General features: G+C 74.6%; 19 protein-coding genes and 1 pseudogene. 12 read left to right on the top strand and 8 right to left on the bottom strand.

Annotation, left to right across the window (positions count from 1 at the left end):
• Window positions 1-23: 23 nt before the first annotated feature.
• Complete coding sequence (locus tag AB0424_RS17275) at window positions 24-2,126, top strand: molybdopterin oxidoreductase family protein (protein ID WP_366306175.1); 2,103 nt, start codon at window positions 24-26, stop codon at window positions 2,124-2,126.
• Here the strand turns inward: AB0424_RS17275 and cutA are convergent.
• The 4 genes from cutA to AB0424_RS17255 are packed head-to-tail and all read right to left on the bottom strand — an operon-like array spanning window position 2,116 to window position 7,066.
• Window positions 2,116-2,838, bottom strand: coding sequence for a divalent cation tolerance protein CutA (gene cutA, locus AB0424_RS17270; RefSeq protein ID WP_366306173.1), 723 nt, complete (start codon window positions 2,836-2,838; stop codon window positions 2,116-2,118). The genes AB0424_RS17275 and cutA overlap by 11 nt on opposite strands.
• The gene (locus AB0424_RS17265; RefSeq protein WP_366306171.1) at window positions 2,835-4,709 is read right to left on the bottom strand and encodes an ABC transporter ATP-binding protein; all 1,875 of its coding nucleotides are present in this window, start codon (window positions 4,707-4,709) and stop codon (window positions 2,835-2,837) included. The genes cutA and AB0424_RS17265 overlap by 4 nt, the downstream gene beginning before the upstream one ends.
• Entirely contained in the window at window positions 4,706-6,439 is a 1,734-nt protein-coding gene (locus AB0424_RS17260) for an ABC transporter ATP-binding protein (protein WP_366306169.1), read from the bottom strand. The genes AB0424_RS17265 and AB0424_RS17260 overlap by 4 nt, the downstream gene beginning before the upstream one ends.
• A 12-nt stretch (window positions 6,440-6,451) precedes the next feature.
• The gene (locus tag AB0424_RS17255) at window positions 6,452-7,066 is read right to left on the bottom strand and encodes an NAD(P)H-dependent oxidoreductase (protein ID WP_366306167.1); all 615 of its coding nucleotides are present in this window, start codon (window positions 7,064-7,066) and stop codon (window positions 6,452-6,454) included.
• Window positions 7,067-7,146: 80 nt separating this feature from the next.
• Between AB0424_RS17255 and AB0424_RS17250 the strand changes: the two genes are divergently transcribed.
• The 5 genes from AB0424_RS17250 (at window position 7,147) to AB0424_RS17230 (ending at window position 11,504) form a co-directional block, all read left to right on the top strand.
• Window positions 7,147-7,908, top strand: coding sequence for an aminotransferase class IV (locus AB0424_RS17250; RefSeq protein WP_366306166.1), 762 nt, complete (start codon window positions 7,147-7,149; stop codon window positions 7,906-7,908).
• A gap of 24 nt (window positions 7,909-7,932) precedes the next feature.
• A complete protein-coding gene (locus tag AB0424_RS17245; protein ID WP_366306164.1) occupies window positions 7,933-9,642 on the top strand; it encodes a right-handed parallel beta-helix repeat-containing protein in 1,710 nt (569 codons plus the stop codon).
• Complete coding sequence (locus AB0424_RS17240) at window positions 9,639-10,037, top strand: hypothetical protein (RefSeq protein ID WP_366306162.1); 399 nt, start codon at window positions 9,639-9,641, stop codon at window positions 10,035-10,037. Before AB0424_RS17245 ends, AB0424_RS17240 begins: the two co-directional genes overlap by 4 nt.
• 239 nt (window positions 10,038-10,276) lie before the next feature.
• On the top strand, window positions 10,277-10,789 hold the full coding sequence (locus tag AB0424_RS17235; RefSeq protein WP_366306160.1) for a hypothetical protein: 513 nt from the start codon (window positions 10,277-10,279) through the stop codon (window positions 10,787-10,789).
• 97 nt (window positions 10,790-10,886) lie between these two features.
• Complete coding sequence (locus AB0424_RS17230) at window positions 10,887-11,504, top strand: class F sortase (protein WP_366306158.1); 618 nt, start codon at window positions 10,887-10,889, stop codon at window positions 11,502-11,504.
• A 9-nt stretch (window positions 11,505-11,513) separates the two neighbouring features.
• Here the strand turns inward: AB0424_RS17230 and AB0424_RS17225 are convergent, their stop codons facing one another.
• Window positions 11,514-12,299, bottom strand: a complete 786-nt coding sequence (locus tag AB0424_RS17225) for a TSUP family transporter (protein WP_366306156.1) — start codon at window positions 12,297-12,299, stop codon at window positions 11,514-11,516.
• Between the two features lie 221 nt (window positions 12,300-12,520).
• A complete protein-coding gene (locus tag AB0424_RS17220; protein WP_366306155.1) occupies window positions 12,521-13,939 on the bottom strand; it encodes a ferric reductase-like transmembrane domain-containing protein in 1,419 nt (472 codons plus the stop codon).
• Between the two features lie 206 nt (window positions 13,940-14,145).
• On the opposite strand from AB0424_RS17220, the gene AB0424_RS17215 reads away from it, so the two are divergent.
• The 6 genes and pseudogenes from AB0424_RS17215 (at window position 14,146) to AB0424_RS17190 (ending at window position 21,290) form a co-directional block, all read left to right on the top strand.
• A complete protein-coding gene (locus AB0424_RS17215) occupies window positions 14,146-15,363 on the top strand; it encodes an FAD-dependent oxidoreductase (protein WP_366306153.1) in 1,218 nt (405 codons plus the stop codon).
• A gap of 13 nt (window positions 15,364-15,376) precedes the next feature.
• A complete protein-coding gene (nirB, locus tag AB0424_RS17210) occupies window positions 15,377-17,911 on the top strand; it encodes a nitrite reductase large subunit NirB (RefSeq protein WP_366306245.1) in 2,535 nt (844 codons plus the stop codon).
• Complete coding sequence (gene nirD, locus AB0424_RS17205; RefSeq protein WP_366306152.1) at window positions 17,908-18,261, top strand: nitrite reductase small subunit NirD; 354 nt, start codon at window positions 17,908-17,910, stop codon at window positions 18,259-18,261. Before nirB ends, nirD begins: the two co-directional genes overlap by 4 nt.
• Before the next feature lie 37 nt (window positions 18,262-18,298).
• Complete coding sequence (locus AB0424_RS17200) at window positions 18,299-18,886, top strand: TetR family transcriptional regulator (protein ID WP_366306150.1); 588 nt, start codon at window positions 18,299-18,301, stop codon at window positions 18,884-18,886.
• Between the two features lie 97 nt (window positions 18,887-18,983).
• Window positions 18,984-20,384, top strand: a pseudogene (locus AB0424_RS17195) (MFS transporter); the annotation flags it as partial.
• Window positions 20,385-20,528: 144 nt separating this feature from the next.
• A complete protein-coding gene (locus AB0424_RS17190; RefSeq protein ID WP_366306244.1) occupies window positions 20,529-21,290 on the top strand; it encodes an SDR family oxidoreductase in 762 nt (253 codons plus the stop codon).
• Window positions 21,291-21,303: 13 nt separating this feature from the next.
• On the opposite strand, the gene AB0424_RS17185 is transcribed toward AB0424_RS17190, so the two are convergent.
• Both AB0424_RS17185 and AB0424_RS17180 read right to left on the bottom strand, forming a co-directional pair.
• Complete coding sequence (locus AB0424_RS17185) at window positions 21,304-21,720, bottom strand: VOC family protein (protein WP_366306148.1); 417 nt, start codon at window positions 21,718-21,720, stop codon at window positions 21,304-21,306.
• Window positions 21,721-21,810: 90 nt separating this feature from the next.
• Window positions 21,811-22,296 carry a group III truncated hemoglobin gene (locus tag AB0424_RS17180; RefSeq protein ID WP_366306147.1) on the bottom strand — a complete coding sequence of 162 codons (486 nt, stop codon included), beginning with the start codon at window positions 22,294-22,296 and terminating at the stop codon, window positions 21,811-21,813.
• Window positions 22,297-22,447 lie beyond the last annotated feature (151 nt).

Below are 22,447 nucleotides of genomic sequence, written 5' to 3'. Positions count from 1 at the left end.
CACGGCGGACGCAGGCTGGCCGCATGTCCGACGCCACCACGGTCCCCACCCACTGCCCCTACTGCGCCCTGCAGTGCGGCATGTCGCTCCGCCCCACCGGCACCCCGGAGCTGCCCGCCGAGGTGGTCGAGCGGACCGGGTTCCCCGTCAACCGGGGCGCGCTGTGCGGCAAGGGCCGCACCGCCCCCTCCGTACTCTCCTCCCGGGTCCGGCTCACCGAGCCCCTGGTCCGATGCCCTGACACGGGGGCGCTGCGGCCCGCGACCTGGGAGGAGGCGCTCGCCGCCGTCGCCGACGGGCTGCGCCGGACCCGCGCCGACCACGGTCCCGATGCCGTGGGGGTCTTCGGCGGCGGCGGTCTCACCAACGAGAAGGCGTACACCCTGGGCAAGTTCGCCCGTCTCGTCCTCGGCACCTCGCAGATCGACTACAACGGCCGCTTCTGCATGTCCTCCGCGGCCGCCGCGCACCAGCGGGCCTTCGGCCTCGACCGGGGGCTCCCCTTCCCGCTGGAGGACATCCCGAGGACGGGCTGCGTGATCCTCGTCGGCTCCAACCTCGCCGAGACGATGCCGCCCGCCCTGCGCTACCTCACCGAGCTGAAGGAGAACGGCGGCCGGCTGATCGTCGTCGACCCGCGCCGCACCCGCACCGCCGAACAGGCCGACCTGCACCTCGCCCCGCGCCCCGGCACCGACCTGGCGCTCGCCCTCGGCATGCTCCACCTGGTGGTGGCCGAGGGCCGGGTGGACGAGGCGTTCGTCGAGGAGCGCACCGACGGCTGGGCCGCCGCCCGCGCCGGGGCGATGGCGCACTGGCCCGAACAGGTCGAGCGGATCACCGGGGTGTCCGTGCCGCAGCTGCGCGAGGCCGTCGCGATGTTCTGCGACGCCGGGAGCGCCATGGTCCTGACCGCGCGCGGCCCCGAGCAGCAGTCCAAGGGCACCGACACCGTCGGCGCCTGGATCAACCTCTGCCTCGCCACCGGCCGGGCGGGCCGGCCGCTCAGCGGCTACGGCTGCCTCACCGGCCAGGGCAACGGCCAGGGCGGCCGCGAGCACGGCCAGAAGGCCGACCAGCTCCCCGGCTACCGCAAGCTCGACGACCCCGCCGCCCGCGCGCACGTCGCCGGGGTCTGGGGCGTCCCGCCGGAGTCGCTGCCGGGCCCCGGGCGGAGCGCGTACGAACTCCTCGACGCGCTCGGCGGCGAGGTGAAGGCGCTGCTGCTGATGGGCTCCAACCCGGTGGTCTCCGCGCCGCGCGCCGGGCACGTCGAGGGGCGGCTGAGGTCGCTGGACTTCCTCGCCGTCGCCGACGTGGTGCTCTCCGAGACCGCCGCGCTCGCCGACGTGGTCCTGCCCGTGACCCAGTGGGCGGAGGAGACCGGCACCATGACGAACCTGGAGGGCAGGGTGCTGCTGCGCCGCCGCGCCCTCACCCCTCCCGCGGGCGTCAGGAGCGACCTGGAGGTGCTGCACGCGCTGGCCGGGCTGCTCGGCTGGGAGAAGGGCTTCCCGGCCGACGCCGAGGAGGTCTTCGAGGAGCTGCGCCGCGCCTCGGCGGGCGGCCCCGCCGACTACGCGGGCATCAGCTACCGCCGCATCGAGGAGGAGCAGGGGGTCTTCTGGCCCTGCCCGGACGAGGGCCACGCGGGCAGCCCGCGGCTCTTCCTGGACCGGTTCGCGACGCCCGACGGGCGGGCCCGGTTCGTGCCGGTGGTGCACCGGGCGGCGGCCGAGGAGACGGACGCCGAGTACCCGGTGGTCCTGACCACCGGCCGGGTGGTGTCCCAGTACCAGTCGGGGGCGCAGACCCGGCGGGTCGACGAGCTGAACGCGGCGGCCCCCGGCCCCTTCGTGGAGCTCCACCCGCGGCTCGCCGAGCGGCTCGGGGTGGCCGAGGGCGAGCGGCTCGCGGTGGTCTCGCGGCGCGGGCGGGCGGTCGCGCCCGCCCGGATCACGACGGCGATCCGGCCGGACACGGTCTTCATGCCGTTCCACTGGGCGGGCGAGGGCCGGGCGAACACCCTGGTGAACCCGGCGCTGGACCCGGTCTCCCGGATGCCGGAGTTCAAGGTGTGCGCGGTGCGCGTGGAGCCGGCCGGGGCCGGGGAGGCTACCGGCTGAACCAGTCGCCGCTCTCGATGACCGGGCCGAGGGGCGCGTCCGGCGCCGCCAGGAACACCCAGGCGGGCACCTGCGCCCCGTCCCGTACCCGGACGACGTCCTTCGCGACCCGCTCGTACCCGACGGGCAGTTCGAGGCGGTCGAGCAGGCCGAAGAGTTCGCCGTAGGCGCCCTGGGCGGGCGTGAGCAGGGTGCCGACCACCTGGCCGCGCTCCGCCGGGACGACGTAGGGATAGCCGGGTCCGTCGTGCAGGACCGCCCCGTGCAGCACGGCGTCCGCCTCGCTGCCGATCCGGCCGGCGAGGAACCGGTCGTGGTTGTACGCGCCGGGCCGCAGCGTCCCGTACACGAAGAACGGCAGCTCGTCGCCGGCGTGCGCGAGCTCCTCGGCCGGTGCCGCCGGCGAGGTCTCCCGCTCGACCCAGCGGGCGTACCCCTCGCCGGCCCGGGTCACCCGGGTGGCGAGGATCTCGGGCGTCTCGTAGTCGTGGGCGGCGAGGAGGTGCGCCTCCAGGAGGGGGTAGCGGGCCTCGGTGGTCTTGAACACCACCTGCCACTCCTCGGCGGTCTCGATCGCGTTCCGCCAGTGGTAGACGGAGGTGACGGGCCCCGTGACCTGCGCGCAGGCGGCGAGCCGGGCCTCGACGGCGCCGCGCGCCAGGGCCTCGGCCTTGGCGCGCGCGTCGATGGTGGTGGTGACGGTGACGATCACGTCTCCACCGTACGGGCGAACTGGGCCGCGTGCAGCCGGGCGTAGGCGCCCCGGGCGGCGAGGAGTTCCTCGTGGCCGCCCTGTTCGGCGATCGATCCGTCCTCCATGACCAGGATCGTGTCGGCGTCGCGGATCGTGGAGAGCCGGTGGGCGACGACGAAGCTGGTGCGGCCGGCCCGCAGCGAGGCCATGGCCTGCTGGACGAGGAGTTCGGTGCGGGTGTCGACGGAGCTGGTGGCCTCGTCGAGGACGAGGATCACCGGGTCGGAGAGGAAGGCGCGGGCGAGGGTGACCAGCTGCTTCTCCCCGGCGCTGAGGCCGCCGCCGTCCTCGTCGAGGACGGTGTCGTAGCCGTCGGGCAGGGTGCGCACGAAGCGGTCGGCGTGCGCGGCCCGCGCGGCCTCGACGATCCGCTCGCGGGAGACCTCGCCGGGTACCCCGTAGGCGATGTTGTCGGCGATGGTGCCGCCGAAGAGCCAGGTGTCCTGGAGGACCATGCCGGTGGCGGAGCGCAGCTCCTCCCGGGTCATGGCGGCGGTGTCGACGCCGTCGAGGGTGATGCGGCCGCCGGTCACCTCGTGGAAGCGCAGGAGCAGGTTGACCAGGGTCGTCTTGCCGGCGCCGGTGGGGCCGACGATGGCGACGGTCCGGCCGGGCTCGACGGTGAGCGACAGGTCCTCGATGAGCGGGCGGCCCTCCTCGTAGCGGAAGGCGACCTTCTCGAAGGAGACGCGGCCGCGGAGGGCGGCGGGCCGGTCGGGGCGGGCCGGGTCCGGGGACTCCTCCTCGGCGTCGAGGAGGTCGAAGACCCGCTCGGCGGAGGCCACTCCGGACTGGAGGAGGTTGGCCATGGCGGCGACCTGGGTGAGCGGGCCGTTGAAGTCGTACGAGTACTGGACGAATGCCTGCACGTCGCCGACGCTCAGCGTGCCGCTCGCCACCCGCAGGCCGCCGACGACGGCGATGGCGACGTAGTTCAGGTTGCCGACGAGGGTCAGGGCGGGCTGGATGAAGCCGGAGACGAACTGGGCGCGGAAGCTCGCCCGGTACAGCTCCTCGCCGAGTTCGTCGAAGCGGCGCACGGCCTCGTCGCGGCGGCCGAAGGCGACGACCTCGGTGTGCCCGGTGATCATCTCCTCGACGTGGCTGCCGAGCCGGCCGGTGACCGCCCACTGCTGCGTGAACTGCGGCTGCGCGCGGCGGCCGACGAGGCCGGCGACGGCGACCGAGAGGGGCACGGTGGCGAGGCCGACGAGGGCGAGCACCGGGGAGATCCAGAACATCATCACGAGGACGCCGGCCAAGGTCAGCAGGGCGCGGGTCATCTGGCTGAGGGCCTGCTGGAGGGTCTGCGTGATGTTGTCGATGTCGTTGGTGGTGCGGGAGAGGACCTCGCCGCGCGGCTGTCCGTCGAGGTAGGCGAGGGGCAGCCTCGCCAGCTTGTGCTGGGCCCGTTCGCGGAGCCGGTGCCCGGCCCGCTGGACGACGGTGGTCGCGATCCGCAGCTGGATCCAGGTGAGGCCGGAGGAGCCGGCGACGACGGCGACGGAGAGGGCGAGGATCCGGCCGACGGCCGCGAAGTCGACGCCGGCGGGGCCGGTGGCCCCGGTGACGACGAGGTCGGTGGCGCGGCCGAGGAGGAGCGGAGCGAGGACGGAGAGGGAGACCGCGGCGGCGCCCGCGGCGACGACGGCGAGCAGCCGGGCCCGGTCGGGGGCGAGGGTCCGCAGCAGCCGGAGACCCGAGGCGCGGAAGGAGAGGGAGCGCTCGTGGGAGGGGACGGGGAGGCCGGGGCCGCGCGGGGGCGGCGGGCCGGTGCGGGCGGGAGCGGTGGCGGACCCGGAGGCGCGGGTCGCGGTCGCCGTGCTCATGCGGCTTCCTCCTCGGTGAGCTGGGAGAGGACGATCTCCCGGTAGGTGGGGTTGTCGCGCAGGAGGGACGTGTGGGTGCCGGTGCCGGCGGTGCGGCCCCGGTCCAGGACGACGATCCGGTCGGCGTCCCGGATGGTGGAGACGCGCTGGGCGACGATGACGACGGTCGCGTCGGCGGTCTCCCGGCGCAGGGCGGCGCGGAGCCGGGCGTCGGTCCCGGGGTCGAGGGCGGAGAAGGAGTCGTCGAAGAGGTAGAGCCGGGGGCGGGCGACGAGGACGCGGGCGATGGCGAGCCGCTGCCGCTGGCCGCCGGAGAGGTTGGCGCCGCCCTGGGAGACGGGCGCGTCGAGGCCGTCGTCGAGGCCGCGGACGAAGTCGGCCGCCTGGGCGACGTCGAGGGCGTGCCAGAGTTCTTCGTCGGTGGCGTCGGGCTTGCCGTAGCGGAGGTTGGTGGCGACGGTCCCGGAGAAGAGGTAGGGCTTCTGGGGGACGAGGCCGACGGTCCTGGCCATGAGGTGGGGGTCGAGGGTGCGGACGTCGACGCCGTCGACGAGGACCTGGCCGCCGGTGGCGTCGAAGAGGCGGGGGACGAGTCCGAGGAGGGTGGACTTGCCGCTGCCGGTGGAGCCGATGATCGCGGTGGTCTCGCCGGGGCGGGCGACCAGGGCGACGTCCGTCAGGACCGGCTCCTCCGCGCCGGGGTACCGGAAGTCCGCGTTCCTGACCTCCAGCCGGCCGGCGCCGTGGAGGACGCGGACGGGGTGGGCCGGCGGGGCGACCGAGGGCCGGGTGGCGAGGACCTCGCGGACCCGCTCGGCCCCGGCTTCGGCCCGTGGCATGTGCATCAGGAGGAAGAGGACCATCATCACGGACAGGGACGTCTGGAGCAGGTAGCCGAGGAAGGCGAAGAGCCCGCCGGGCTGGAGGGCGCCGGAGTCGATGCGGTGGGCGCCGGCGTACACGAGGGCCACGGTCGTGAGCTGCCAGACGATCAGGACCGTGGGGAACATGAGGGCCTGGAGCCGGCCGGCCCGGAGGCCGACGGCCAGCAGATCGTCGTTGGCGGCGCCGAACCGGGCCCGCTCGTGCCGGTCGCGGACGAAGGCGCGCACCACCCGGACGCCGGTGATCTGCTCGCGCAGGACCCGGTTGGCCCGGTCGATCCGCTCCTGCATGCCCCGGAAGAGCGGCCGCATGCGCAGGACGACGGTGCCGACCGCGCCCGCCATCACCGGCACGAAGAGGACCAGGAGGAGGGCGAGCGGCACGTCCTGGCGCAGGGCCAGGGCGATCCCGCCGACGCAGAGCAGCGGTGCGGCGACCAGCATGGTCAGGGCGAGGACGGCGAACGTCTGGATCTGCTGGACGTCGTTGGTGGTGCGGGTGACGAGGGAGGCGGCGCCGAAGCGGCCGCGCTCCCGGGCGGAGAATTCCTGGACCCGCCGGAAGACCTCGGACCGCAGGTCGCGGGCGACGCCCATGGCGATCCTGGCCCCGGTGTACGTGGCGGCCGCGGCCGCCACCGCCTGGAGGAGGGTGACGGCGGTCATCGCGGCGCCGCCGGAGAGGACCCGGCCGGTGTCCCCGCGCAGGACGCCCTGGTCGATGACGCCGGCGTTGAGGGTGGGCAGGGTGAGCGAGGCGAGGGTCTGGACGAGCTGGAGGGCGATCAGCAGGGCGAGGAGGGGGCCGTAGGGCCTGAGGCGGGGGACGAGGAGCCGCAGCAGCATGACGGGATGTCCTCACGAGCCGTACGGGCGGACGGACTTGGCGTTCCTCAGGGCGTGCCCCCACCAGCCGAGCTGGTCGAGGAGGACCTTGGCCGCGCCGTCGGCGGCGGCCGGGTCCCGGTGGTTCCCGTCGTCGTCGAACTGGCCGTGGGCGTGGTGGAAGGAGACGGTGTCGCGGACGGTCACGGCGTGCATCTCGGCGAAGACCTGGCGGAGTTGCTCGACGGCGCGCAGTCCGCCGGAGATGCCGCCGTAGGAGACGAACCCGACGGGCTTGGCCTGCCACTCGGTGTAGTGGCGGTCGATGAGGTTCTTGAGGGCGGCGGGGAAGGAGTGGTTGTACTCCGGGGTGAGGACGACGAAGGCGTCGGCGTCGGCCAGGCGCGGGGAGATCGCGGCGAGCGCGACGCGGACCTCCGGGGAGGGGTTCGGGGAGAGGGAGGTCGGGAGGTCGGCCTCGGCGAGGTCGACGACGGTGACGGTGAAGTCCTCGCGCTCGGCGAGCCGGGAGCGGAACCAGTCGGCGACGACGGGCCCGAAGCGGCCTTCGCGGTCGCTCGCGATGATCAGGGCGAGGGTCAGGGGGGCCGGCGTGGCGGCGGGCGCGGTGGTGTGCGTGAGGTCCATGCGGATGATCGTGGTACCTCAAGTTTGGTTGAGGTCAAGCGTCTCCCCCAAGGCCCTTTCCCGGGACGTACGGTGAGGGCATGACGACTCCGCCCGCGCACATCGAGATCGACGGCGCCCCGGTGGCCGACCCGGAGCTGCTGGCCGCCGTCATGACCGGCTTCGGCCACTTCACGGCGATGCAGGTGCGGGACGGCCGCGTGAAGGGGCTCGACCTGCATCTGGCGCGTCTCGACCGCTCCACCCGCGAGCTCTTCGGCCGGGGGCTCGACGGCGAGGAGGTCCGGGCCCTGGCCGCCGGGGCCCTGGAGCGGGCCGGGCAGCGGGACGCCTCGCTGCGGGTGTACGTGTACCCGGGCGTCCGCGTCGCGGTGACCGTCGCCGTGCCGGCCCCGGACGGCCCCGGCGCCCCGCAGCGGCTGGCCTCCGCCGCGTACTGGCGCCCCGCCCCGCACATCAAGCACCTGGGCGGCTTCGGCCAGAGCTACCACCGCGAGGCGGCCGTGCGCGCCGGCTTCGACGAGGCCGTGCTGACCTCTCCCGACGGCGAGATCGCCGAGGGCGCCATCACCAACATCGCCTTCTGGGACGGGACTTCGCTGGTCTGGCCGTCCGCGCCCTGTCTGGAGGGCATCGCCATGTCCCTGCTCTCGGCCCGGCTGCCGTCGGTGCGGCGTCCGGTCCACCTGGCCGATCTCGCGGGCTACCGGGCCGCGCTCGTCACCAACTCCCGTTCGCTCGCGCCCGTCACGGCGATCGACGAGGTCGTCTTCCCGGTGGACGAGGAGCTGATGGGACGGGTGTACTCGGCGTACGACTCCGTGGAGTGGGTCGCGCTGTAGGACGAGGACGATCGGGGGATCGGCATGGTCGCGAGGTACGTCGTCTCACCGCACGGGGGCCGCAGGGCCCACCGCGACATCTCCTCGGCCCTCCACGCGGCGGCGCAGCGGGGCCGGCCCGCGCTGGTCGAGATCGCCCCCGGGCGGTACGAGGAGACGCTCGTCGTCCGGGGCGAGGTGCGGCTGGTCGCCGCCGAGGGCCCGGGGACCGTGGTCGTCGGCCGGCACCGGGGCGCCGCTCTGGAGGCGGCCGGACGGGTCCGGGTCCACGGGCTCACCCTGGTCGGCCGCGACGCGGACGCCGTCGCCTGCCCGGCGGGCACCCTGACCCTGGAGCACACCGAGATCCGGGCGACGGGAGGCGTCGCCCTGCACGCCGGTCCGCACGCCTCCGTCACCCTGCGGGACAGCGTGGTCGCGCACGGCCGGACGCTCTTCTCCGGGGCCGCGGGGCTGGTCGAGCGGTGCCGCTTCACCGACGCCGCGGACAACGCGATCGCCGTCGTCGCCGGAGCGCGCGTCCGGGTCGGCGACAGCAGGATCGAGGGCAGCCGGATCCACGGCCTGCGGGTCAGCGACGCGCAGGCGGAGGTCGTCGGCTGCGAGCTGACCGGCACCGGGCGGGCGGCCCTCATGGCGGACACCGGGGCCCATCTGACGGTGGCGGACTGCGTGATCACCACCGTGCACGCGGAGGGGGTCATGTTCATCGAGCAGTCCCGGGGCTCCGTCGACCGCACGCGCGTCACCGACGCGCGGCACGGGATCGCGGCGGCGAGCGGAGCGGACCCGGTGGTGCGCGGCTGCGTCCTCGCCGACTGCCGGGACACCGGCATCAACGTGCAGACCGACGCCAGGGGCCGGTTCGAGGACTGCGAGGTCCTGGACTCGGGGAACGTCGCCGTGTTCGCGACGGACGGCGGCGCGCCGGAGGTGCGCGGCTGCCGGGTCGCCCGGGGGAACGTCGGCATCGCGGTCACCGGGGGCGCCCGGGGCCGCTTCGCCCACAGCACGGTCGAGGACCTGACGGGCAGCGCGCTGCGGGTCTGGGACGGGTCCCGGGGCGTGTTCGAGCACCTGCGCGTGGAGCGCTGCCCGACCGGCCTGGACACCCGGGGCGACGGCGGCACCACCGCCGACCTCGCCGACACGACGTTCCGCGACTTCCGGCTGCCCGCGGTGACGGCCGCCGGACAGTCCAGGGTCACCCTCCGGCGTGTGACGGCCGAACGCGGCACGGTCGGGTTCGGCGTGGCCGAGGACGCCCAGCTCTTCGTGTACGACTGCGAGGTCCGGGCGGTGACCGGCGGCGGGGTCGGCGGGATCGGGAACGGCAGGCTCCTCGCCCGGAACCTCACGGTCACCGGCTCCGAGGGGGTCGGGATCTCCGCCAAGGACTCCGCGTACCTGGACGTCGAGGGGGGCGACTTCACCGACTGCGCGGTCGCCGGGGCGGTCTTCGACGAGGAGAGCAGCGGGCGCCTCGCGGAGTGCTCGGTGAGCGGGGAGCGGGGCGCGGCGGTCGTGCACAACGGCCGCGTCGACCTGGTCGCGCTGCGCTCCGGGCTCCGGGTGGTCCACCGGGCGGCGCCGCCCGCCGCTCCGGCCCCGACGATCGTCAACCGGTTCCTCGGCCCGGTGATCCACGGGGACGTCCACGACGCCCAGTTCGCCTGGGACAACGACCACGTCAGCCAGCACCTGCGGACCGAAGGAGACGACTCCCCCCGATGAACGAGCCCCAGGACACCCCCCGCCCCGACGGACCGGTCTTCCACGGCTCCGTCTCCCGCTCCCAGTTCGCCTGGAACAACGAGACCGTCAGCCAGAACCAGCGGAACGACGGCACGGTCGCACCCGGATACGAGGAGCTCGCCGAGCGGGTCGGCGACATCCTCCGCCGGCTCCCCGAGGCCGGGCTCGCCGAGCAGGACCGCCAGGAGGCCCGGGAGGCGGCCGAGGAGGTCCTGGCGGAGATCACCGGGCCGGAGCCCGTCGAGCCGGGCAGGCTGCGGCGCGCGCTCGCCCTGCTGCGGGGCGCGCTCGCCACGGGCGTGGCGTCCGGCGCGGCGGCGGGCACGCAGCAGTGGGCCCTGGAGGCGATCGGCGGCCTGACCGGGATCGGTTAGGAGCCGCGGGGTCACCCGTTCGGCACGGCGTGTCAGCCGACACCTCGAAACCGGCCCTGAGCTGCGGAAACGCGGGAACTCCAGTCGACACGCCGTATCGGACGGCGCAATCCTGACGGCCCATCAGCAGGCGGTGGGCGCGGCGCGGCCTTTATCTCGGTCACAGAAGGTCCGTTCCCGGGATGTCCCTCCCGGGAGGACCGCCCGGCTCGACCGCTCGCGCGCCCCGGAGGATCCCCATGCGCACCACTGCCCGCCTGTTCACCGGTACCGCGCTGACGGTCCTGGCGCTCGGGGCGTTCGCCGCCCCCGGAGCGTACGCGAACAACGACAGCTCCGAGTCCCTGGAGATCTACCCGTCGACCGCTTCGCCCGGCACCACCGTCACCGTCAACACCCTCGCGTGCGGCAAGCACGGGCACGGGGTCGGCGACGCGAACTCGCTCGGTGCGGGCGAGTTCCAGCTGAATCCGAGCACGCACAAGGAGGTCGTGGTCGGGCAGTTCAGGGTGCCGGAGCACGTCAAGGCCGGCTCGTACTGGATCGGCGTCGCCTGCGACAACGGCAGGACGGCCCGGGGCGATCTGATCGTCAAGCACCGGAGCCCGAGCGGGCACGTACAGACCGGTGTCGGGGGCAGTGTGGGCCCCGACACCGCCCAGATCACGGCGGGCGCGGCGGTGCTGGCCGCGGCTGCCGTGGGCGGTGCCCTGCTCCTGCGTCGCCGGGCGAGCGGCGCGCGGGGGCACTGAGAGCACCGCCCGCCCTGCCCCCGCCGAGCGCCCGAACACGGCTCGGCGGGGGCAGGGCCACACGCGGCACGCCGCACGGGACTGCGAAGGATTCCAGGTGAGCAACAGGACCAAGGGCTGGGGCATAGCCGTGGCCGCCGGCGTCGGACTCTGGCTCGTCCAGAACGGCTCGGAGAACGTCACCCCGCCCGTACCGTCGGCCGCGCAGGCGTTCGCCGCCGGGCCGAGCGTGCACACCGACGCGGCCGCCGATCCGCTGCCGCCGTCGTCGCCGGTACGGCTGCGCATCCCGGAGACCGACGTCGACACCCCGATGATGGGGCTCGGCATCGGCGAGGACGGCGCCCTCGACGTGCCGCCGGCCGGGAACCGGAACATGGCCGGCTGGTACGAGAACGGCACCACGCCCGGCGCGAAGGGCACCGCGATCGTCGCGGGCCACGTCGACAACGCCGACGGCCCCGCCGTGTTCTACACGCTGGGCGCGCTGAGGAAGGGCCACCGGATCGAGGTGGACCGGCAGGACGGCCGGACCGCCGTCTTCACCGTCGACGCGGTCGAGGTCTACGGCAACGCCGACTTCCCGAACGACAAGGTGTACGACGAGGCGGACCGCGCCGAGATCCGGGTGATCACCTGTGGCGGCGGCTTCTCGAAGAAGAACGGCTACCAGGGGAACGTGGTCGCCTTCGGCCATCTGATCGGGGTCCGGTAGCCCCGGGCGTCACGCCCACTGGTCGAAGGCGAGCTTCGCGACCAGCGAGAGGACCACGACGAGCAGGACCCCGCGGACGAACTCGGCGCCCTTGCTCAGCGCCATCCGCGCGCCGACCATCCCGCCCGCCAGGTTGAAGACGGCCATGACGGCGGCCAGCTGCCAGTAGACGCTGCCCTGGTAGGCGAACATCGCGAGCGCGCCCGCGTTGGTGCAGACGTTGACGATCTTCGCGGTCGCGGAGGCGGTCACCAGGTCCAGGTGAAGCACCGCCGTCAGCGCCAGGACGAGGAAGGTGCCGGTGCCCGGGCCGAACAGGCCGTCGTAGAAGCCGATGCCGCCGCCGACGACCACGATCGCGGTGACGACCCTGGCCCGGGTCAGCGGCGCCCGGTCCTCCCCCGCGGCCCGCGCGCCGAAGGACGGCCGCAGCATCACGAACGCGGCGACCGCCAGCAGCACCACCATGATCACCGGGCGCAGCACCTCGCTGCTGATGCCGGCCGCGAAGAAGGCGCCGCCCATGGAACCGGCGAGCGCCGCGAGCCCGATCCGCACCGCCGTCCACACCTGCACGGGCGCCTTGCGGACGTAGGTGACGGCGGCCCCGGTGGTACCCACGATGGCGACGGCCTTGTTGGTGCCGAGGATGTGCGACGCGGGCACGTGCGGGACCCCGAGGAGCAGGGCGGGCAGCAGGAGCAGTCCGCCGCCGCCGACCACGGCGTCGATCCAGCCCGCCACGAGCGCGGCGAGGCAGAGCAGGACAAGGGTGGTCAGCGATATCTCGGGCATGGCCGTGAGCCTAGGGAGAAGATCGATGGCCCGTCCATCAATCCCCTGATCGTTGAGCTAGGTCTGAGGTTGCCGCGCCGGGTTCCCGGTCGGGCGCCGGGGGCGCCGCGGGCGTGACGGCGGCGGTGAGGAAGGTCGCGGCGAGCGCTCCGGCGCCGAGGAGTCCGGCCGCGAGCCGGCGGCGGGTCCGCTGGAGGGTGGAGACGCGGGAAGCGCCGTGTCTAGGCATGGTCGAAGTCCTCGCTGTGGACGCGGGAGGCCGGCACGCCGGCCCGGATCAGGGATTCGGTCGCGGCCCGGGCCATGGCCGGCGGTCCGCACAGGTAGACGTCGTGGGCGGCGATGTCGGGCACGAGGTGGCGCAGGGCGCGGGGTGCGAGGGGGTCGAAGGCGCCGTCCGAGGGGCCGAGCAGGAAGTGCAGGGCGGCCTGCCGGGCGCGGGCGATGGCCTCCAGTTCGGCGCGCAGGACGAGGCCGGTCTCGTCGGAGGCGCGGTAGAGGAGGGTGATGTCGCCGGGCCCGCCGGGCAGGGTCTCGAAGAGGGCGCGCATCGGGGTGATGCCGACGCCGCCGGCGAGGAGCAGGACCTTGCGGCGGGTGCGGCGGTGGGCGGTGAGGGCGCCGAACGGGCCGGTGGCCAGGACGCGGGTGCCGGGGCGCAGCCGCCGGATGCGGCGGGTGTGGTCGCCGAGCGCCTTGACGGTGATCCGCAGGGTGTCGTCGCGGACGGGCGCGGAGAGGGAGAAGGGCAGGGCGGTCGCCCAGAGGCCGCGGCGCAGGAAGCGCCAGCGGAAGAACTGGCCGGGTTCGGCCTGGAGCCGGGCCACTCCCCTGCCCCGGACGAGGACGGAGAAGACACCGGGGCCCTCGCCGCGCACCTCGACGACCCGCAGGTCGTGGCGGAGCGCGGCCCGTACGGGGACGACGAGGCGGTACCAGAGGAGGAGGACGGCGACGGTGGCGTGGGCCATCGACCAGAGCCAGCGGGTGAGGAGGCTGGAGGCGAGGTCGGGGCCGGCGAGCTGGTGGACGAAGCCGAGGGCGGCGGCGAGGAGGGCGCCGAGGTGGACGGCCCGCCAGGTCTCGTGGCGGATCCGGCCGCGGACGGCGCGCGCGGAGGTGACGCCGACGGCGACGAAGAGGCCGGTGCCGGCGGTGGCGGCGGCGATGGCCCCGTAGGAGAGGAGGCCGCCGGTGGCGGTGACGAGGTCGGTGCCGGTGTGGACGGCGTAGCCGCAGAGGGCGAGGAGCGCGTGGGCGACGATGAGGCCGAGGACGTGCCGTCCGCCGCGGGCGTGCCACCGGGCGAGCCGGTCGGCGCCGACGCCGTGCTCGACGGCCGGTATCCGCGCCATGAGCAGCAGGAGGACGAGGACGCCGTATCCGGCGAGGAGGCCGGTGAGGTGGGCGCCGGTCGCGAAGAGGGCGTCGATCCGGGCGGACGGGCGGGCCTGGACTCCCCAGAGGAGGGCGAGGGCGCCCGCCCCGGCGGCGATCGCGTTCCGCAGCCGGTCGGGGGCGAGCCGCAGGGCCGGGACGGGGCGGGGCGCCGGCTCGGGTGCCGGGGCGGTCGCCGGCGGGGAGGACGACTCGGCGCGCAGGGGCACGTAGAGAGGGTGGTGGCTGGCCTCGGTGGTCACATGCGGCACCCTAGGTCCGTCCGTATACGGGAATCCGCAGCTCAGTCCGGTCCCCCGCATCCTTAAGGCGGGCTTGAGGCGAGGCTGACCGCCGGTTAATGCTTCGGGTCCCTCACAGCCCGCCGGGCCGGGGACGGAGATCAGCGTTCCGTACGGGAAACAGTCGGGATGCCGTCGGGAAACACCGGCCGCGCACTCTTCCGGGTATGAGTACACGGATCGTGGTGGTCGGGGGCGGAACGGCGGGCGCCCGGCTCGCCCAGCGCCTGCCCGTCACCCTCCTCGGCGAGGAGCCGCACGCACCGTACAACAGGGTGCTGCTCGCCGACGTCCTCGCCGGGCGGTACGCCCCCGAGGTGATCGCCCTGCCCGAGGTCCGCGAGCCGGCCCGGCTCGGGGTGCGGGCGGTGCGGATCGACCGCGCGGCCCGGACCGTCGCCTGCGCGGACGGCTCGCTCGTGGGCTACGACCGGCTGGTCCTGGCCACCGGCTCCAACCCGGTGCTGCCGCCGCTGCGCGGACTGCGCGGGGCGGCGCTGCCGGAGGGCGTCCACCCCTTCCGTACGCTCGACGACTGCCTGGGGCTGCGCTCCGTGGTCCGGCCCGGTGTACGGGCGGTGGTCATCGGCGGCGGACTGCTCGGCGTGTCGGCGGCGCGGGCACTCGCGGCACTCGGCGCCGAGGTCGTCCTCACCCAGCAGGGCGAGCGGCTGATGGAGCGCCAGCTCGACGCCCACGCCTCGGCGCTCCTGCGGGAACACGTCGAGTCCCTCGGGGTCGAGGTCCACACGGAGTGCCGGGTGAGCGGGCTGCGGCAGCGGGACGGGGCGGTCACGGCGGTCGAACTCGCCGACGGCTTCGTGCTCGACGCCCAGGTCGTCGTCCTGGCCTGCGGGGTCCGCCCCCGGGTGGCCCTCGCCCGGGAGGCGGGGCTCGACGTCGCCGGCGGGATCGTGGTCGACGACGAGCTGCGGACCTCCGACCCGTACATCCACGCGGTCGGCGACTGCGCGGAGCACCGCGGCCGGAGCTACGGGCTGGCCGGGCCGGCGCTCGAACAGGCCGACGTGCTGGCCGATCTGCTCCTGGCGGAGTCGGCCGCGTCCACCGCTCCCCCGGCGTCGGACGCCGCCCGCTACACCGGGACCCGGGCGCTCACCCGGCTCACCCTCGGCGGTGCGCAGCCGCTGGACCTCGCCGCGTTCGGCGAGGTCACGGCCCGGCCGGGCGACGACGTCGTCCAGCTGACCGACGCCACGCGCAGCGCCTACCGCAAGGTCGTCGTCCGCGGCGACCGGCTCGTCGGGGGCGTCCTCCTCGGCGATCTGGCCGCGGTCGGCTCGCTCGCCCAGGCGTGGGAGGGCGACGAGGCCCTTCCCGACGCCCCCCTGCTCCACCTGCTCACCCACGACGGAGGCTCCTGACATGAGCGCTGACATGACCGCGCACACCCCGACGATCGTCCTGGTCGGCCACGGAATGGTCGGCCAGCGGTTCCTGGAGGCGCTCGCCGACCGTGGCGTCACCGAGCGGGCCCGGATCGTGGTCCTCTGCGAGGAGCCCCGCCCGGCCTACGACCGGGTCCAGTTGACCTCGTACTTCTCGGGCAGGACGCCCGAGGACCTGTCGATGGTCGAGGCCGGCTTCATGGAGAAGCACGGCATCGAGCTGTACGTCGGCGACCCGGCCGAGTCGGTGGACCGGGAGGCCCGCACGGTCACCGCACGCTCCGGGCGGGTCTTCGCCTACGACGCGCTCGTCCTGGCGACCGGCTCCTACCCCTTCGTCCCGCCGGTGCCCGGCAAGGACGCCCGCGGCTGCTTCGTCTACCGCACGATCGAGGACCTGCTGGCGATCGAGGAGTACGCGAGGACGGCGACGACCGGCGCGGTCGTCGGGGGCGGTCTGCTCGGCCTGGAGGCGGCGGGCGCGCTCAAGGGGCTCGGACTCGACACGCACGTGGTGGAGTTCGCGCCGCGGCTGATGCCGGTGCAGGTCGACGAGGGCGGCGGCGCGGCCCTGCTGCGCACGATCGAGCGGATGGGCCTGAGCGTCCACACCGGGACGGGCACGCAGGAGGTCGTGACCGCCGACGGCGCCGTGACGGGGATGAGGCTGTCGGACGGCTCCGAACTCGCCACCGACATGGTGGTGTTCTCGGCGGGTGTCCGCCCCCGCGACCAGCTGGCCCGCGACTGCGGCCTCACGGTCGGCGAGCGCGGCGGCATCGCGGTCGACGAGCACTGCCGCACCTCCGACCCCGCGGTCTTCGCGATCGGCGAGTGCGCGCTCGCCTCCGACGGGCGGGTCTACGGCCTGGTGGCGCCGGGGTACGAGATGGCGCAGACGGCGGCCGCGGTCCTGGCCGAGGAGGCCGGCGACGGGTTCAGCGGCGCCGACATGTCGACCAAGCTGAAGCTGCTCGGTGTGGACGTGGCCTCCTTCGGCGACGCGCACGGCACGGCCGAGGGCTGCCTCGACGTCGTCTACTCGGACTCCCGCTCGGGCGTCTACAAGAAGCTGGTGATCTCCGGCGACGGGGTGCTGCTCGGCGGTGTCCTGGTCGGCGACGCCGAGCAGTACGGGCTGCTCCGCCCGCTCACCGGCACCGTGCCGCCCGTCTCGCCGGAGCAGCTGGTGCTCCCGGCGGGCGCGGGGGCGCCGGTGGCGCTCGGGCCGTCGGCGCTGCCGGACGACGCGGTGATCTGCTCCTGCCACAACGTCACGAAGCACGCGATCGGCCAGTGCTCCTCGCTGCCCGAGGTGAAGAAGTGCACCAAGGCGGGCACGGGCTGCGGCAGTTGCGTCAAGGTGATCGAGAAGCTGCTGCCGGCCGCCGAGGACAAGGGACTGTGCGGCTGCTTCTCGTACACCCGGAGCGAGCTGTACGAGATCGCCCGCACCCTGCGGGTCACCTCCTTCGCGGAGCTGCTCGACTCGCACGGCCGGGACGCGGCGAAGGGCGGGGAGGGCTGCGAGGTCTGCAAGCCGACCGTCGGCTCGATCCTCGCCTCCCTCAACAACGGCTACATCCTCGACGGCGAGCAGGCGTCCCTCCAGGACACCAACGACCACTTCCTCGCCAACATGCAGCGCAACGGCTCCTATTCGGTGGTGCCGCGCATCCCGGGCGGCGAGATCACCCCGGAGAAGCTGATCGTGATCGGCGAGGTGGCGCGGGACTTCGGGCTCTACACGAAGATCACCGGCGGTCAGCGGATCGACCTCTTCGGCGCCCGGGTGGACCAGCTGCCCTCGATCTGGACCCGGCTGGTGGACGCGGGCTTCGAGTCGGGGCACGCGTACGGCAAGTCGCTGCGCACGGTGAAGTCCTGCGTCGGGCAGACCTGGTGCCGCTACGGCGTCCAGGACTCGGTGCGGATGGCGATCGGGCTGGAGCTGCGCTACCGGGGCCTGCGCGCCCCGCACAAGCTGAAGTCGGCGGTCTCGGGCTGCGCCCGCGAGTGCGCGGAGGCCCAGTCGAAGGACTTCGGGATCATCGCGACGGCGAACGGCTGGAACCTGTACGTCGGCGGGAACGGCGGCGCGACCCCGCGCCACGCGGACCTGCTCGCCCAGGACCTTTCGGACGCCGAACTGGTCCGGCTCATCGACCGGTTCCTGATGTTCTACATCCGGACGGCGGACCGCCTGGAGCGGACGTCGACCTGGCTGGAGCGGCTGGGCGGCGGTCTCGACCACCTCAAGGACGTGGTGGTGCACGACTCGCTCGGGCTCTGCGACGAGCTGGAGGCGCTGATGGCGGCCCACGTCGAGGGCTACCAGGACGAGTGGGCGCAGACCCTGGACGACCCCGACCGGCTGCGGCGCTTCGTCTCCTTCGTGAACGCCCCGGACGCGCCGGACCCGTCGGTCCGGTTCGTGCCGGAGCGCGACCAGATCAAGCCGGACCTCACGGTCCTGACCCTCGGACCGACGATCAGCACGCTGGAAGGGGCTTCCTCCCGATGACGACTCTCACCGAACGCGCCGCGGCCCTGCTCGAACTCTCCCCCTCCGCCGACGCGTGGATGGCGGTCTGCGAGGAGGCCCGGCTGACCCCGGGCCGGGGCATGGCGGCGCTGCTGCCGGACGGCCGGCAGGCCGCGGTCTTCCGCGCCCGGTCGGGGCGGGTGTACGCGATCGACAACCGCGACCCGTTCACCGGGGCGCAGGTGCTGGCCCGGGGGCTCGTGGGCTCGGCGGACGGACGGCCGTTCGTGGCCTCGCCGCTCCTGAAGCAGCGTTTCGACCTGGAGACGGGCCGCTGCCTGGACGACGACGAGGTCGCGGTGGCGGTCTATCCGGTCCGCACGAGATGACTTGACCGATCGTTCCAGATAGCCGTACGGTCACGGTGTGGCCAGGACCAAGGAATTCGATCCGGACGCCGCGCTCCAGGCAGCCCTCGAACTGTTCTGGGCGCGCGGCTACGAGGCGACGACGATGGCGGACCTGGTGGAGCACCTGGGGATCGGCCGCGCGAGCGTCTACGCGACCTTCGGGAGCAAGCACGAGCTCTACCTGAGGGCGATGGACCGCTATCTGGAGACGCGGGACCCTCGAATCGTCGAGGAGCTGTCCGCACCGGGCCCGGCCCTGCCGGCCGTCCGGGCGCTGGTCCGACGCTTCGCCGCCGAGGCAGCCACCGAGGGGGAACGGCTGAACGGCTGCTTCGTCACCAACTCGGCGGCGGAGCTGGGCCCGCACGACCCGGCGGTCGCCCGCCGGGTGGAGCTCAGCTGGGAGCAGATCGAGACCCTGCTGTACGCGGCGCTCACCCGGGCCCGCGCCGGGGGCGAGCTGCCGGCCGACCGGGAGCCGCGGGCCCTGGCCCGGATGCTGCTCGTCCTGATGCAGGGCATCCGGGTGGTCGGCAAGGCGTCGAGCGACCCGGGCCGGGTCGGGGACGCGGCGGAACAGGCACTGAGACTGCTGGACCACTGAGACTGCCGGACCGAGGAACGGGCGCCCACCGGGGCGCCCCTTTCTCGGCGCTCATTATGGAACGTACGGTCAAGTTCAGATCGAGGGGGAGACGGATATGACGGCGACGGTGGAGGAACGGCGGGGCCGGGGGGCAGCACCCCGCGGGCCCGCCCGCTCCGGCTTCGTGCTGCTCGGCTGCGTCCAGACGACACTCATCCTCACCCTCGCCTCCCTCGCCGTGCCCCTCCCCCGCATCGGCGCCGAGTTCCGGCTCGACCGCGCCGAACTGATCCTGCTCAGCGCCGCCTACGGGCTGACCTTCGCCGGACTGCTCCTGCTCGGCGGGCGGCTCGCCGACCGCCTGGGCGGACGCCGGACCCTCACCGCCGGCCTGCTGGTCTTCGGCGCCGCGTCCGCCGCCGCCCCGCTCGCCCCGGGTTACGAGGCGCTGCTCGCCGCCCGCTTCGGCCAGGGCGCCGGCGCGGCACTGGTCGCCCCGGCCGCGATGGCGGTGCTCAGGGCCCTCTTCCCCGAACCGGCCTCCTACGCACGGGCGATGGCCACCTGGGGCGGCCTCTCCGTGCTCGGCGCGACCGCCGGGAACCTGCTCTCCGGGGTGATCTCGGCCGCGACGTCCTGGCGCGGCACCTTCGCGGTGCCGGTCGCCGTCGCCCTCGCCGCCCTCCTCCTCGCGCCCCGGCTGCCGCCCGCCGGCCCGCCGGGCGCGGGCCGGTCCCTGGACCTGCCCGGCGCGCTGCTCGCCACCACCGGGATCACGCTCGCCAGCTTCGGACTCGTCGTCACCGACGCCCACCCCTGGGGGTCGGCCCCGGTCCTGGTGCCGCTCCTCGCCGGGCTCGCCCTGCTCGCCGGCTTCGCCGCCGTCGAACGACGGGCCGCCGACCCTCTGCTGCCGCCGGACTTCCTGCGCGACGGCCGCCGCGCCCTCGGCCTCACGGCGATCGGGCTCACGGCGGCCGGCACGGCCACGGTCTTCGTCCTGCTCTCCCTCGCCCTCCAGCAGCAGCGCGGCTGGTCGGCCCTGGGCACGTCGGCCGCCTTCGTCCCCTTCGCGGTCGCGCTGCTCGGCGCGGGCCGGCTCGCGGGCCCGCTGATCGGGCGCCACGGCCCCGGGCGGGTGACCGCCGCCGGGCTCGGCACGGCCGCCGCCGGGCTCGGGCTGCTGGCCGCGACCGGGTTCGCGGCCTCCGTGCCGTACGCGTACGGCCTCCTGCCCGGCCTGCTCCTGCTGCCGGCCGGCGGCGCGCTCTCCTTCGCCGGCGCCGCGGTCCTCGCCACCGACGGCGTCCCGGCACACCGCGCGGGGCTGGCGGGCGGCGTCCTGAACACGGCGATGGAGCTCGGACCGACCGTGCTCTTCGCCGCCCTGCTCACCCTCGGCGGCGACGCGGTGTCGCTGGCGGTCGCGGCCGTCCTCTTCGCCGCCCTCGCCGTCGCGACGGCCCGCGCCGGCCGACGGCCCGGGCCGACCACCCCGACGGGACGGCACCGGACACTCCGACCGCTCCCGCTCCGACTGCCGCTGCCTCTGCCGGCATCCACCGCACCGACCGCACCGACCGCACCGACCGACCCTCACGACGACCGACCGCGTCGACCGACCGACGGCGTCGCCCACACCGCCACAGGGGAGCCACTCATGTCCGCTCGTTTCACCGGCCGCACCGTCCTCGTCACCGGCGCCGGCTCCGGCCTCGGCCGGGCCATCGCGCTCGCCTTCGCCGCCGAGGGCGCCCGGGTCGTCGTCGCCGGCCGTACCGCCGAACCGCTCGCCGCGACCGTGGCGCTGATCGAGGCCGCGGGCGGGACCGCGGCAGCCGTCACGGCCGACGTGGCGAGCGCCGAGTCGACCCGGGAGCTGGTCCGCAGCACGGTCGCGCTCTACGGCGGCCTCGACGTGGCCGTGAACAACGCCGGGGTCTTCCGGGGCGGTCACAGCGCCGCCGACTTCCCGCTGGAGGACTGGCGGACGCTGCTCGACGTCAACGTGACCGGGGTGCTGCACGCCCTCCAGGCCGAGGTGGCGCACATGCGGGCGCACGGCGGAGGGTCCATCGTGAACATCGCGTCCAACCTGGGCCCCCACGTCCGCGTCCCGGGCGTCTTCGGCTACCAGGTCTCCAAGGCGGCCGTCTCGGCCCTGACCCGGGCGGCGGCCCTGGACCACATCGCCGACGGGGTCCGGATCAACGCGGTCAGCCCCGGCGCCTCGGAGTCCGCGATGTCGCTGCTGCCCGGCGAGTCCGAGGCCGAGCGGGAGGTCCGCATGAAGGAGCAGTCCCCGCTCGGCCGCATCTCGTCGGCCGCCGAGGTGGCGGCGGCGGTGCTGTACCTCGCCTCGGACGACGCGGCCTCCGCCGTCGGCACCGACCTGGTGATCGACGGCGGTGTGTCGGCCTGAGCCTGCCCGGCCGTCAGCCCTGGGCGACCGCCGCCGGGTCCATCCAGAAGACCTCCCAGTGGTGGCCGTCCAGGTCGGTGAAGGACCGGCCGTACATGTGGCCGAGGTCCATCGGGTCCTTCGCCGGGCCGCCGCCGGCGGCGAGGGCGGCGTCGGCCAGCCGGTCGACCTCGGCGCGGCTCTCGGCGCTCAGCGTGACCAGCACCTCGGTGGTCCGGGTGGCGTCGGCGATCTCCTTGCCGGGCGCCATGAACGAGCCGAACTTCGGCTCCTCCAGCAGCATCGCGAAGATCGTGTCGCTGAAGACCACACAGGCGGTGGTGTCGTCGCTGAACTGCGGGTTGGACGAGTAGCCGAGCTTCTCGAAGAACGCCTTGCTGGCATCGACGTCCTTGACGGGCAGGTTCACGAAGATCATCTGCGGGGCCATGGTGCGCTCTCTTCCCTCGTGCGGTGCTGTCGAGAGGTAGGACGGGCCGGCCTCTCGGAACTCATCGCTCTCGGGAGAAATTCTTTTCGCTCAGGCGACCGAGCGCAGTTCGAGGGCGGCCAGCGGTACGAAGCCGCCTCCCCCGCCGCCGGTCGTGGCCGCGGGCCCGGCCAGCCGCCGCAGCATCGCCAGCGCGATCCGCTCCCCCTGCGCCTTGGCCCGCTCGGCCAGCGGCCCCCGGTGCAGCCCGTCGACGCTCGCGTGCCAGAGCTGCACCCAGCGGCCGAAGTGCGCGGCCGTCAGCGGCCGGGCGGTGTGGAGAGCGGCGTGCGGGGCGAACGCGTCCCGCCCGTAGGCGGCGGTGCGGAAGAGGGCGCGCTCCCAGAAGTCCGCGATGCGGGGCAGGTGGACCTCCAGGTCGGTCCCGGCGATCTCGGTGAAGAAGGGCCAGATGAGCGGGTCGGCGAACGCGGCGCCGTAGAAGCGGCGCAGCAGCACGTCGAGGTCGTCGCGGCCGCCGATGTCCCCGCGCGCGCGGAGGTCGCCGTGGTCGCCGGGGGGTCGGGGGGCGTTCATGCCGTCCAGTGTGCACCGCCCACCGCGGCTCCCCCCAGTGCCGAAGGTCCCGGCTCCCGCCGCCTCCGCTTCACCGCTTGTTGATGCCCTGTCAACGCCGGGCTCCTAGGTTCCGGAAGCGCGCGACCCCGTCGCCGACCGGCATGGCGGG

It is taken from the genome of Streptomyces sp. NPDC051180, assembly GCF_040689545.1.
GTDB lineage: Bacteria > Actinomycetota > Actinomycetes > Streptomycetales > Streptomycetaceae > Streptomyces.
Note: the sequence above shows the minus strand (reverse complement) of the source record. Positions and strands in the feature narration are given on the sequence as shown.